The sequence below is a fragment of the Stenotrophomonas bentonitica genome, from assembly GCF_002887735.1.
Classification (GTDB): Bacteria; Pseudomonadota; Gammaproteobacteria; order Xanthomonadales; family Xanthomonadaceae; genus Stenotrophomonas; species Stenotrophomonas bentonitica_A.
In genome coordinates this window covers 352,282-364,813 of record NZ_PKQP01000004.1, presented here as the reverse complement: position 1 = coordinate 364,813, position 12,532 = coordinate 352,282, and the positions used below count along the sequence as shown (strand labels likewise).

At 68.6% G+C, this 12,532-nt stretch carries 13 protein-coding genes; 11 read left to right on the top strand and 2 right to left on the bottom strand.

What is annotated here, in order from left to right; translation table 11 throughout:
• Window positions 1-183: 183 nt before the first annotated feature.
• The 10 genes from C0R07_RS10725 (at window position 184) to C0R07_RS10680 (ending at window position 8,867) form a co-directional block, all read left to right on the top strand.
• A complete protein-coding gene (locus C0R07_RS10725) occupies window positions 184-1,611 on the top strand; it encodes a Do family serine endopeptidase (RefSeq protein ID WP_102788874.1) in 1,428 nt (475 codons plus the stop codon).
• A 111-nt stretch (window positions 1,612-1,722) separates the two neighbouring features.
• Entirely contained in the window at window positions 1,723-2,088 is a 366-nt protein-coding gene (locus tag C0R07_RS10720) for a hypothetical protein (RefSeq protein ID WP_019185548.1), read from the top strand.
• A gap of 8 nt (window positions 2,089-2,096) precedes the next feature.
• Window positions 2,097-2,597, top strand: a complete 501-nt coding sequence (locus C0R07_RS10715) for a phage holin family protein (RefSeq protein WP_019185547.1) — start codon at window positions 2,097-2,099, stop codon at window positions 2,595-2,597.
• A complete protein-coding gene (locus C0R07_RS10710) occupies window positions 2,594-3,073 on the top strand; it encodes a protein sip-5 (protein WP_070474429.1) in 480 nt (159 codons plus the stop codon). The genes C0R07_RS10715 and C0R07_RS10710 overlap by 4 nt, the downstream gene beginning before the upstream one ends.
• A 136-nt stretch (window positions 3,074-3,209) precedes the next feature.
• Window positions 3,210-4,301: an AI-2E family transporter gene (locus tag C0R07_RS10705; protein ID WP_102788873.1), complete on the top strand. Its 1,092-nt coding sequence runs from the start codon at window positions 3,210-3,212 to the stop codon at window positions 4,299-4,301.
• A gap of 84 nt (window positions 4,302-4,385) precedes the next feature.
• Window positions 4,386-4,862: a hypothetical protein gene (locus C0R07_RS10700; protein WP_102788872.1), complete on the top strand. Its 477-nt coding sequence runs from the start codon at window positions 4,386-4,388 to the stop codon at window positions 4,860-4,862.
• A 64-nt stretch (window positions 4,863-4,926) separates the two neighbouring features.
• The gene (locus tag C0R07_RS10695; RefSeq protein ID WP_102788871.1) at window positions 4,927-5,637 is read left to right on the top strand and encodes an HAD family hydrolase; all 711 of its coding nucleotides are present in this window, start codon (window positions 4,927-4,929) and stop codon (window positions 5,635-5,637) included.
• A gap of 28 nt (window positions 5,638-5,665) precedes the next feature.
• On the top strand, window positions 5,666-7,036 hold the full coding sequence (locus C0R07_RS10690) for a leucyl aminopeptidase family protein (protein WP_102788870.1): 1,371 nt from the start codon (window positions 5,666-5,668) through the stop codon (window positions 7,034-7,036).
• Window positions 7,037-7,191: 155 nt separating this feature from the next.
• Complete coding sequence (locus C0R07_RS10685) at window positions 7,192-8,304, top strand: catalase family peroxidase (protein ID WP_019185541.1); 1,113 nt, start codon at window positions 7,192-7,194, stop codon at window positions 8,302-8,304.
• Complete coding sequence (locus C0R07_RS10680; protein ID WP_102788869.1) at window positions 8,301-8,867, top strand: cytochrome b; 567 nt, start codon at window positions 8,301-8,303, stop codon at window positions 8,865-8,867. Before C0R07_RS10685 ends, C0R07_RS10680 begins: the two co-directional genes overlap by 4 nt.
• A gap of 121 nt (window positions 8,868-8,988) precedes the next feature.
• Here the strand turns inward: C0R07_RS10680 and C0R07_RS10675 are convergent, their stop codons facing one another.
• Both C0R07_RS10675 and C0R07_RS10670 read right to left on the bottom strand, forming a co-directional pair.
• A complete protein-coding gene (locus C0R07_RS10675; RefSeq protein WP_046274363.1) occupies window positions 8,989-9,591 on the bottom strand; it encodes a response regulator transcription factor in 603 nt (200 codons plus the stop codon).
• On the bottom strand, window positions 9,588-10,823 hold the full coding sequence (locus C0R07_RS10670; RefSeq protein ID WP_102788868.1) for a sensor histidine kinase: 1,236 nt from the start codon (window positions 10,821-10,823) through the stop codon (window positions 9,588-9,590). The genes C0R07_RS10675 and C0R07_RS10670 overlap by 4 nt, the downstream gene beginning before the upstream one ends.
• A gap of 279 nt (window positions 10,824-11,102) precedes the next feature.
• On the opposite strand from C0R07_RS10670, the gene C0R07_RS10665 reads away from it, so the two are divergent.
• Complete coding sequence (locus C0R07_RS10665; protein WP_070474413.1) at window positions 11,103-12,338, top strand: efflux RND transporter periplasmic adaptor subunit; 1,236 nt, start codon at window positions 11,103-11,105, stop codon at window positions 12,336-12,338.
• Window positions 12,339-12,532 lie beyond the last annotated feature (194 nt).

The window sequence follows — 12,532 nt, the reverse complement described above, 5'->3', positions numbered from 1 at the left end:
CTCTGCAGGTGGCCAGCGGCACACATCGCCCTGGCTGCCGGCGCCCATCCGTCGTGCGGCGCGACGTCGCCGGCAATGAATTTCATCCAGGGTTTAGCCGGTAGCGGACACACTCATTCAGGTTGAATTACCGTATACGTGTTCTCACCTGACCCGTCCCCTCCGACACGGAACCGCCGGACCATGCGACCGCTCCCGACCCTGCTCACGCTCGCCCTCGCCGCTGCCTTCGGCGGGTTCACTGCCACGGCCATCAATGCGCACCTGGACAACCGTGCCGAGGCGGCGCCGGCCGCGTATACGATCCCGACCACGGCCGCGCTGCCCGCAGCGGTCGCCGGCCAGGCGGTGCCGTCGCTGGCACCGATGCTGGAACGGGTGATGCCGGCCGTGGTGAGCGTCAACACCAAGCAGGTGGTACGGGTGCGCAACCCCTACTTCAACGATCCCTTCTTCCGCCGGCTGTTCCCAGAGGTGCCGCAGGAGCGCATCAACGAATCGCTGGGCTCGGGTGTGATCATCGATGCCGCCGAGGGGCTGGTACTGACCAACCACCACGTCATCGACAACGCCGACGACGTGCAGGTGACCCTGGCCGATGGGCGCACGGTCAAGGCGGAATTCATCGGCTCCGATGCCGATACCGATGTCGCATTGATCCGGATTCCGACCGGCAACCTGACCGAGATCAAGCTCGGCGACAGCGCGCAGCTGCGCGTCGGCGACTTCGTAGTGGCGATCGGCAACCCGTTCGGTTTCAGCCAGACGGTCACCTCCGGCATCGTCTCGGCCGTGGGGCGCAGCGGCATCCGCGGGCTGGGCTACCAGAACTTCATCCAGACCGATGCCTCGATCAACCCGGGCAACTCCGGCGGTGCGCTGGTCAATCTGCAGGGGCAGCTGGTCGGCATCAATACGGCCAGCTTCAACCCGCAGGGCAGCATGGCCGGCAATATCGGCCTGGGCCTGGCAATCCCCTCCAACCTGGCGCGCGACGTCGTGGACCAGCTGGTCAAGCACGGCGTGGTGGTGCGTGGCACGCTCGGCATCGAGGCGCAGAACCTGACCCAGCAGATCGCGCAGGGCCTGGGCCTGACCGAGACGCGCGGCGCGCTGGTCACGCGCGTGCTGGCCGGCTCCGGTGCCGCCGCTGCCGGCCTCAAGCCGGGCGATGTGGTGGTGTCGGCCAATGGCCAGCGGGTGGACAGCGCGCAGGCGCTGCACAACGTGGAAGGCCTGCAGCCGGTCGGCAGCACGCTGACCCTGGACGTGCGCCGCGAGGGCAAGCCGCTGCAGATCAAGGCCACGCTCAAGGAGCAGGCGCGCGCGGTCGCCGGGGAATCGCTCGACCCGCGCCTGAGCGGTGCCACCTTCGTCGATCTGCCCGAGTCGCTGCGCCAGGCCGGCGTGAGTGGCGTGCTGGTCAGCGAGGTCAAACGCGGCAGCCGCGCCGCCAACTCCGGGCTGGCGCAGGGCGATGTGATCACCGCGGCAACGGCAGGTGAGTTTGCCGATCTCGCCAGCTGGCGTGCCAACTTCCAGCAGCGTCCGGCCCAGCTGGTGCTGCGGATCATCCGTGGAAACGGCGGTGGCCAGCTGGTGATGCGCTGAACGCGGCGGCAGCCGTAACGTGGCTTACACCCGGCCGGTGCTATTACCTTGTGTTCGTTGCCGTCGGATCGTCCGCGGTCACCTTCCCCATCGCATAGCAGGAGAAACACGATGAGCCCCACCAATACCGAGAACCTGAAGGAACACCTGGGCGAAGCCGGCTCGCACCTGAAGTCGGCCGCCACCGCTGCCGGCGGTGCCATCAAGGGCGCGACCGGTGCTGCCGGTGACGAGCTGCGCATCGGCAAGGCCAACGTCAAGGCCGAACTGTCCGATACCGCGCTGTCCGGCCTGGCCGCGGCCGAGTTCGGTGGTGCCGCCGCCAAGGAACAGGTCGATGCACTGATGGACAAGGGCAAGGACCTGGTCGACAGCGCCGCTGAACTGATCCGCGAGCGCCCGCTGGCCTCCTTCGGCGTCGCCTTCGCGGCCGGCTGGATCATCGCCAAGCTGGCCCGTAGCGGCGGCGACAAGTAAGCAGCGGCGTGAGCGATCAAGCCCAGTCGACCGCTCCCGGTGGCGCGGATACCCCGCCACCGGACAGCGGTGAAAAAGCACCACGCCTGGACGAGAGCATCCGTCAGGTCGGTGAGGCCGGCCGTGAGACAGTCGATTCGGCCAAGCACACGCTGCGCTCCCTGCGACGGTTGGCTTCGGCCGATTTCGCGCTGGCGCGCAGCGCGTTTGGCCGGGCACTGGCCTGGGCCGGCGTGGCGATCGTGTTCGGTGCATCGGCCTGGTTGTTGCTGGCCGGTACGCTGATCGCCCTGATGCAGCGCTGGGGACTGTCCTGGTTCCATTCGCTGCTGATCACGTCGATCGTCAGCCTGCTGGTCACCGGCTACGCGATGTGGCGGGTGTCGTTCTTCTTCCGCCATACCGGCATGCATGCCACGCGTCGCCAGTTGTCGCGGCTGGGTCTGTATGACGAACCCAGCGATGAAGATCCCGATGCCGACGTGGATACCACGGGGGTGAAGCGATGAATTTCGAAGCGTTGCGGCAACGTGTGCAGCGCGCCGAGCTGGTGGTGGCGGTGCGGGTCGAGAAAACCCGCAGCAGCTGGTTCACCCTCAGCAGTGTCTGGCGGGCCGGATGGACGCCGTTGCGGATCATCACCGTCGGTCTCGCCGGCGGCTTCCTGGCCGGCAAGCTGGAGCCGACCGGTCTCGGTGCGAAAGTGCAGGGCGCGCGATGGCTGCAGATGATCGGCTCGGTCTCCAATCTGGTCGCCAGCACCCAGGCCGCGTTCGCCTCGATGCAGGCCAGCGAAGCGGCCGATACCGCCGAGCAGGCCGCAGACAAGGTGGATGACGCGGCCGATCAGGCCCCGCGTCAGGCCGCACCGGCACCGGCACCGCCCCCGGCAACGCCACGGCTCAACCCGGAACGGCGTGCCGAACCGGCCTCGCCGCATCAGCCGCAACCGGCCGAAGCGGCCACGGACCTGTCCGAACGCTGATCGCAGGGCGGTCGGCAGCAACATCCGAAGGCCCTGCGGCACCCGCCGCGGGGCCTTTCTTCGTCTGCACGTACCCCACACGCCATGCGCACCCGGCTTGCCCAATAATGGCGCTCCTTTCCCGTGTGCGATCCGAATGAGCGTCCCGGTTCCCCCTTCTGCCGAAGCCGTCGTCGCACCGCCTGCGCCGCGCCCGCGCGCGCCGATGTCGCTGGTGATCCTGGCCACCCTGGCGGTGGCCTTTACCCTGTGGGCGGCACAGGACGTGGTGCTGCCGATCCTGCTGGCCATGTTCTTCGCACTGGTCGGCAACCCGATCCTGCGGATGCTGCAGAAGATCTGGATTCCCCGGTTTCTCGGCGCGGTGCTGGTTCTCGGCGTCGGCCTGAGTGGTGCCGCCGCGCTCGGCGTGCAGCTGGTCGGCCCGGCAATGGAATGGGCCCAGGAAGCACCGCAGCAGCTGCGCAAGGTCGCCCGCCAGGTGCAGAACCTGACCAAGCCGGTGCAGCAGGCCAACCAGGCCGCCGAGAACTTCGCGCGCGTCGCCGGTGGCGAAGGCAGCCGCCGCGTGCAGATCGTGCGCACCCAGCTCGATGATCCCTACAAGGTGCTGACCCGCGCGCCACGCCTGGCCGCCTCGGTGCTGGCGGTGGTGCTGTTGACCCTGTTCTTCATGATCTACGGGCAGAACCTGCAGAAGCATGCCATCGCGCTGTTCCCCAGCCGCCAGCAGCAACGTTTCACCACGGACATCCTGCGCTCGATCGAGCGCGAGGTTTCCCGATACGTCCTGACCATCACCGTGATCAACACGCTGGTCGGCCTGGTGTTCTCCGGCATCCTGCTGCTGCTCGGCATCTCGCTGCAGGAGGCGCTGCTATGGGGCACCGTGGCGGCCCTGCTGAACTTCGCGCCCTACGTCGGCCCGCTGATCGGCGTGGCCCTGATGCTGCTGATGGGGTTCGTGGAGTTCAGCGATCCCTTCAAAGCACTGCTGCCCGCGGCCTGCTACCTCGCGTTGCACACCATCGAAGGCCAGGTGGTGACCCCGATCGTACTGGGCCGGCAGATGGCGATCTCGCCGCTGATCCTGATCCTGGCGCTGATGGTGTTCGGCTGGCTGTGGGGCATGGTCGGCCTGCTGCTGGCGGTGCCGTTGCTGGTCTGCATCAAGCTGGTACTGGCACGATTGGACGGCACGCAGGGCTGGGCGCGGCTGCTGGAGTAAGCCTGCCAGGCCCGGGACAGGCTGCCCGCGCAATCTCCGATGCTGCCAGAATACCCGCACTTTTCTGGATGGATCCTGGCCCTGATGTCTTCTCTCGCTGTCCGTTGTCTTGCCCTCGCCAGCCTTGTCACCCTCGCCGCACCGACGTTCGCCGCAACCCCGCCCAGCGCCGAGGTTGCCAGCCGCCAGCTGGTCGAGGCGGTCACCTGCAAGCGCCACCTGACGCCTGCGCAGTTCGCCGCGCTGGCGAAGGTGCTCAAGCCGACCGAGCTGCAGGCGTACGGCGAACTGTCCGATGGCGAGTATGCGCTGACCACGCCGCTACTCGTGCTGGGCCAGCCAGTGAACCGCCTGCACCTGTACGACGGTGCCAACGGCGAGGACAGCATCGACAGCTATACCGCCTACTTCAGCACAGCCGGTATCGAACAGATCGCAGCGCTGGCGAAGATTCCGCGCAACGAAGCCGGCGACTACACCCTGGAAGTGGGCCGCCACGACCTGAGCGTGCGGCAGGACGAGGGCCAGGCCTCCATCGCCTGCTCCTACGACCTGCGCTGAAGCACCTCACCTCGGCGCCTGCGCGCGCCATGAAAGCCCGCGCGCGCAGGCGTAGAATGGCGGGGTGAATTTCCCCGTCCAAGCCATCACCCTCGACCTCGACGACACCTTGTGGCCGTTCGCCCCCATCGGCGCCCGCATCGACCAGGTGTTGTACGAGTGGATGCTCCAGCACAGCCCCGCCACCGCCGCGATGTACCCGGTGGCGGCGATGCGCGAACTGCGCGAGCGCTCCTTCCATGACAACCCGCACCTGCACTACGACCTCAGCGCGCTGCGCCGGTTGACGCTGAGCGAGGCGCTGGAGAAAAGCGGCGCCGATCCGGCCCTGCTGGAACCGGCCTACGAGGCGTTCTACGCCGCGCGCAACCAGGTCGAGTTCTATCCGGATGCGATGGACGCGCTGGCCCGGATCGCCGCACGCGTGCCGGTCGCCGCCCTCAGCAACGGCAATGCCGACCTGCAGCGCATCGGCGTGTCCCACCATTTCACCTTCCAGCTCGGCTCGCGCGAGCACGGCGCGGCCAAGCCCGCAGCGAGCATCTTCCATGCGGCCTGCGAGCGCCTCGCGGTGGCCCCTGCCCACGTGCTGCACGTCGGCGACCACGCCGAGATGGACGTGGTCGGTGCGATGCAGGCCGGCCTGCGCGGCTGCTGGATCAACCGCGAAGAACACCCCTGGACCCACCCTTCACTGCAGCCCGATCTGCAGTTCGACACCCTGACCGGGCTGGCCGACTGGCTGGATGCGAACGCATCCGCCCAGCACGCGTAAGCCGCCGCCCAAGGAGCACTCGAGTCCCATGTCCCAGATCAACGGTTTCACGTCCGACACCTCGCATGCGCTGCCGCTGCATGTGATGACCCGCGAGCAGTACGCCGGCTGGCGTGCGCAGCAATCCGACGCGCTCGGCGCGTGGCTGGACGCGCAGCGCTTCAACGGCAGCGGTGGCAGCGTGGTGCTGCTGCCCGGCGAGCACGGCCTGGCCGGCGCGATCGTCGGTGTTGGCGACCCGGGGGATGTCTACAGCTACGCGCACGCGCCGTTCGCGCTGCCGGAAGGCACTGTCTGGACACTGGCGGATGCACTGGCGCCGGAGATCGAGACCCTGCTGCAGATCGGCTGGGGCCTGGGCAGCTACCGCTTCGCGCGCTACCGCACGCCCAACCGCGCGCCGGCCCAGCTGGCTGCCACGCCTTCGGCCGAAGTGCGCGATGTGATCATCGCCAGCCTGCGCGTGCGCGACTGGGTCAACACCCCGACCGAGGACATGGGTCCACAGCAGCTGGAAGATGCCGCGCGCGAACTGGCCACGGCGCATGGTGCGCAGATCGACGTGATCACCGGCGATGCGCTGCTGGAGCAGAACTTCCCCTCCATCCATGCCGTGGGCCGCGCCTCGCACCGGGCCCCGCGCCTGATCGTGCTGCGCTGGGGCAATGCAGGGCAGCCGCACGTTGCGCTGGTCGGCAAGGGCGTGTGCTTTGACACCGGCGGGCTGGACATCAAGCCGGGCGATGGCATGCGCAACATGAAGAAGGACATGGGCGGCGCCGCGCACGCGCTGGGCCTGGCCGGGCTGATCATGGCCCAGCAGCTGCCGGTGCAGCTGACCCTGCTGATCCCGGCGGTGGAAAACGCGATCGGTCCGGATGCGTTCCGCCCGGGCGAGGTGATCGCCACCCGCAAGGGCCTGAGCATCGAGATCGACAACACCGACGCCGAAGGGCGCGTGATCCTGGCCGACGCGTTGACCTACGCCAGCGAGCAGCAGCCGGAGATCGTGCTCGATTTCGCCACCCTGACCGGCGCGGCCCGCATCGCGCTCGGTCCGGATCTGCCGGCATTGTTCAGCAACGACGACACTCTTGCCCAGCAGTGGCTGCAGGCCGGTGAATCGGTGCGCGATCCGGTCTGGCGCATGCCGCTGTGGCGTCCGTACCTGCGCTACCTGCACAGCAACATCGCCGACCTGGCCAACGCCGGCTCGCGCATGGCCGGCTCGGTCACGGCCGCGCTGTACCTGGAACGTTTCATCGCCGAGGGCCAGACCTGGGCGCACCTGGATGTGTACGCCTGGAACGACGGCGAACGCCCGGGCCGTCCGGCCGGTGGCGAAGCGCTGGCGCTGCGTTCGGCCTGGGCGATGCTGAAGACGCGCTACGCCGTCTGAGGCAGCGCACCAGCGGCTGAACCCGACGATCCCCGCTCCGGCGGGGATCGTTGTTTTCAACAGTTGTCGAAAATGTGAATATCGGCCTGCGCCGCGTTCTGACACCATGCCCCTGTCGCCCCCCCCACACGCATCGTGAAGGCAGGAATCCGGACATGTCGCTCTTCGGCTACACCCGCGCTGGTCGCGAACCGGGCGGCCCACGCCCTCCCTCACCGCTGCTGTGGATCGCCCTGATCGCCCTGATCGCCGGCGGCCTGGTGCTGGCCTTTGCCTGGCTGGCCGGCTGGATCGGCCGCGACCGCGTCACCGCACAGACCTTCACCGATGCCATCGAGGCGACCGGTCCGCCGCAGCCCGGCTTCCGCCGTGCGCACACCAAGGGCGTGTGCGTCAGCGGTGTCTTCCAGGGTACGCCCGAAGGGGCAGCGCTGAGTTCGGCACGCGTGTTCCGGCAGCGCCAGGTGCCGGTACTGGGCCGCCTCTCGATCGGCGGCGGCGACCCGCATGGCGCCGACAACAAGGCCCGCGTGCGCAGCATGGCGCTGCAGCTGGTCAGCGATGACGGCCAGGAATGGCGCATGGCGATGAACAGTTTCCCGTTCTTCGCGGTGCCCACCGCCGAGGCCTTCCTGGAACAGACCCGCGCCGGCATCCCGGACCCGGCCACCGGCAAACCGGACCCGGCGAAGATGGCCGCCGTGCTGGAGAAGTACCCGTCCGCGCGTGCCTTCCAGCAGTGGGCCAAGACCGCCCCCTGGTCGAACAGCTGGGCCAACACCGCTTACAACGGCGTCAACAGTTTCCGCTTCACCGCCGCCGATGGCAGCCACCGCTTCGTGCGCTGGAGCATGCGGCCACAGGCGCCCTTCGAGGACATGACCCCGGAACAGCGCGCGCAGTCCGACGACGATTTCCTCAGCGAGGAGTTCGCCCGGCGCCTGGCGCAGGGCCCCGTGCGCTGGGACATGTGGGTGACCATCGCCAACGACGGCGACCCGATCAACGACCCCTCCCAGGTCTGGCCGGAGGACCGCCGCCAGGTGAAGGCCGGCACGCTGACCCTGAGCAGCATGCAACCGCAGGCCACCGGCGCCTGCCGCGATCTGAACTACGATCCGCTGATCCTGCCCAGCGGCGTGGCCGGCACCGATGATCCGATCCTGGCCGCACGCTCGGCGGTGTACTCGCAATCGTTCAACCGCCGCGAGCGCGAAATCGCCAGCGGCAAGGCACCCGCCGCCACGGGCAAGGAAGGTGCGCGATGAACCGTGATGCCGGCCATTTCAATCTCCTCGCCCGCGTCCTGCACTGGCTGATGGCGGCGATGATCCTGGCAATGCTGTTCGTGGGCGTGACCATGGTTGCCTCGCTGCACTGGCGGCCGGTGCTGATCGATCTGCATCGACCGCTGGGCATCGCGATCCTGCTGCTGGTCGTGGTGCGGCTCTACAACCGCCTGCGCCATCGGCCGCCACCGCTGCCGGCCGACCTGCCCGCGTGGCAGGCAGCCGCCGCGCATGCATCGCATTGGGTGCTGTACGGGCTGATGCTGGCGATGCCGCTGATCGGTTGGGGCATGCTTTCGGCCGGTGGCTACCCGATCGTGATGGGCGGCGGCGTGCATCTGCCGGCGATCCTGCCGCACAACCCGGCGCTGTATGCCGCGTTGCGCAACGCCCACAGCCTGCTGGCGTATGTGCTGTTCGCCACGGTGGTGATGCATCTGTCGGCCGCGCTGTTCCACCTGTGGGTGCGCCGCGATGGCGTGTTCCAGGCGATGGCAAAGGGGCCGGGCCGCACCTCCCCCACCGACACCGATCCCCGGTAGCCACCGACCGTTGGTCGGTGGTATCGGATCGCATGCATCGCTGGCACCCCGGTAGTGCCGGCCGCTGGCCGGCTCCCGTTGTTCTCGACAGAGAGGGTGCAGAGCCGGCCAGCGGCCGGCACTACAGCCAGCCTTTCTGCCGCGCCAGCCGATACGCTTCGATGCGGTTGGCCACGCCGAGCTTGCCGATGCATTCGGACAGGTAGTTGCGCACCGTCCCGTGCGAGAGCCCGAGCTGGGTGGCGATCTCGCTGGCCGAGCGGCCGTCGCCGGACAGGCGCAGCACCTGGCGCTCGCGGTCGTTGAGCGGATCGGCCTGCGACCAGGCATCCAGCGCCAGCTGCGGATCGATCGCGCGGCCGCCGTGCTGCACCTGGCGCAGTGCATCGGCCAGGCGTTCGGCCGGGGCATCCTTGAGCAGATAGCCGCAGACGCCGGCATCCAGCGCGCGGCGCAGGAAGCCGGAGCGCGCGAAGGTGGTGACGATCACGACCTTGATCGGCAGGCCCTGGCGGGCGATCCGCTGCGCCAGTTCCAGCCCGGACAGACCGGGCATTTCGATATCGGTGACCAGGATGTCCGGCTTGAGCTGCTGCAGCATCCGCCATGCAGCCTCGCCATCTGCGGCACTGCCCAGCACCTCGATGTCCGGCTCCAGCCCGAGCAGCGCCGACAGCGCGCCGCGTACCATCGCCTGGTCTTCAGCCAGCACGATGCGGATCATGATGCGCCCCCGGCCGGCAGCGACGGCGCGGTCGCCACCGCCACAGGCGCCACCACCGCCGTGGTCGCGGCCGGCAAGGTCACGCGGACCGTTACGGAGGTCCCCTCGCCCTTCACCGCGTGCAGCACCAGCGTGCCACGCAGGGCAGCGACCCGTTCGCGCATGCCGGTCAGGCCGTTGCCATCCACGTGGGCACCGCCACGCCCGTCATCGCGGATCTGCATCGACAAAGTGCGCCCGTCCTGCTCGAAGGTGATCCACGCCTGCCGCGCCTGCGCGTGGCGGGCGACGTTGGTCACCGCCTCGCGCAGGACCAGCGACAGCGCGCGCTCGATATCGACGGGCATCGGTGGCGGTGGCGCGTAGTGCAGATGCACGTGCTGGTACTCCAGCAGCAACCGGGCCGAGGCCAGCTCGGCGGCCAGATCACTGGCGCGGATCCCTGTGACCGCACTGCGTACTTCGGCCAAGGCCTGGCGCGCGATCGTTTCGGCTTCGGCCACTTCGCGGCGCGAGCCATCCGGATCGCGCTCGAACAATTTGCGCGAAAGCTCCAGCTTCAAGGTGATCAAGGACAGCGTATGCCCCAGCAGGTCGTGCAGATCGCGACCGATGCGCTCACGTTCGGCGGTCGCCGCCAGCCGACGCACTTCGTCCTGGGACAGCTGCAGCGCCGCATCCTGTTCATGGCTGGCGGTCTCGAAGTTGACCACCAGGCTGATGATCATCGCCATGCTCGGAATCCAGATCAGCGCCTGCCAAGGGTAATGGGCCAGCAAGCCCACCACCACGAACAGCGCGTTCAATCCCACCAGCTGCAGCAGATAGCGCCCATAGCCACTGCGGCGCGAGACGCGCAGCGTGACGCAGCCGAAGATGAAATAGCTCACTGCCGAGGGGTACCACGCCAGCGGCACCAGCCCCAGCACCACCATCGACAGCGCGTAGCGCGGCGCGTGGCAGCGCGGCGCCAGCAGCACCCCGGCGTACAGCACGAGGAACACCGGGTAGGTCAGCAGGGTCAGCGCCGCCCAGCGCCAGGTGTAGCCGCCGCCGAACAACGGCGTCAGGAACACCCACAGCGTCCACAGCAGGTGGATCGCATCGACCCACGGCGATTTGCCGCGCCGTATGTTCTCGGCCACGGCCGAGTCCGGCGCGGGGCGCAACAGGGAGGCGAACCGACTGGAGGGCACGGACGTTTCCAAAGCAGGACGATCAGGCGCGATCATGCCACTTCAGCCGATGCGCCGCAGGCGGCGCTGCCGTGGTGGATCTCCACGTCGTGAAGGCAGGTCAGGGGCAAGGCAGTGGACTCGATGAGGACACCCACAGCGTCGCCCCCGGGGCCGCCCGGCCCCAGTGGCCGTCGTCAGCCCATGCAGGTGACAGCTGTCACTGCCGCCGCGCCAGGCCGCCGGGCATGCTGTCCACCACCCGGCCACCGTGCCGGTTTGCCCCTCGGCCGCCGATGCGGTCACACTCGGCCCGATTCCCCGTCCAGACTCACGATGAACGCATCCGCTGAACTGCTCAAGGAACTCCGTATCGACCGCAAGGCCGGTTCGCCGCCGCCGTCGCCCCCGCGACGTGGCCGCTGGATCGCGCTGGCGGTCGTCCTTCTCATTGTGTTGGCTGGCCTGGCCTGGTTCGTGTTCGGCCGCGAGCGCCCGATCACCGTGACCACCGCCCCGGTGGTAGCGATCCAGCAGGGCGGCGCAAGCAGCTCGGTGCTCGACGCCAGCGGCTATGTGGTCGCCCGGCGCATGGCCACGGTCTCGGCCAAGATCACCGGCAAGGTCCGCGAGGTGATGATCGAGGAAGGCATGCGCGTGGAAGAAGGCCAGGTGATGGCCACGCTCGACCCGATCGACGCCAACGCCCAGCGCAGTCTGTCGGCCTCGCAGCTCGAGGCCGCACGCAGCCAACTGGCCGGTCTGCAGGCACAGGTGGCCCAGGCCGATGCCGAGGCCGGGCGCCTGCAGGCACTGGTCGGCCAGCAGCTGGTCTCGCGTTCCCAGTACGACCTGGCCATCGCCCAGCGCGACACCCTGCGCGCCCAGCTCAAGACCGCCCAGCGCAACACCACCGTGGCCAGCGATTCACTGGCGATCGCCGATCTGGGCGTGGACAACAACATCGTGCGCGCGCCGTTCTCCGGCGTGGTTACCGCCAAGGCCGCACAGCCGGGTGAGATCGTTTCGCCGCTGTCGGCCGGCGGCGGTTTTACCCGGACCGGCATCGGCACCATCGTGGACATGGATTCGCTGGAGATCGAGGTCGAGGTCGGCGAATCCTTCATCGGCCGGGTGCAGCCAAAGATGCCGGTCGAAGCCACCCTCAATGCCTACCCGGACTGGAAAATTCCGGCCGAGGTGATCGCGATCATTCCCACTGCAGACCGCGGCAAGGCCACCGTGAAAGTGCGCGTGGCGCTGAAGGCCAAGGACCCGCGCATCGTTCCCGAGATGGGCGTGCGGGTCAGCTTCCTGGAAAGCGCCCGCCCCGCCGAAGCCGCCAGGCCGCAGGGCGTGCGCGTGCCGGCCTCGGCGATCGTGGAGCGCGGGCAGAAGACCGTCGCCTTCGTGGTCAAGGACGATGCCCGGGTGGAACAGCGCGCGATCACCGTGGGTACCACGCTCAACAACGATCGCCAGGTCACCCAGGGCCTGAAGGCCGGCGAGGTCGTGGTGACCACCCCACCGGCCGAGCTGCACGATGGCAGCAAGGTCACCGAAACCCCCTGACAGACAACGGGCTCGGTGGCCAATGCGCCACCGGCCTGCGCCCACGCGGTACGCGAGCCGCTCACGCTCGCGGCAAGTGCGATTTCCTCGTGCCGTCCCGGCGCGCACGGTGAGCGCTGCCCGTCCCCCTGGCGTCCGGAAGCCTTCGCCCGGACGCGCCGTACGTCTTTCCAACCGATCCACGGAGAACCACC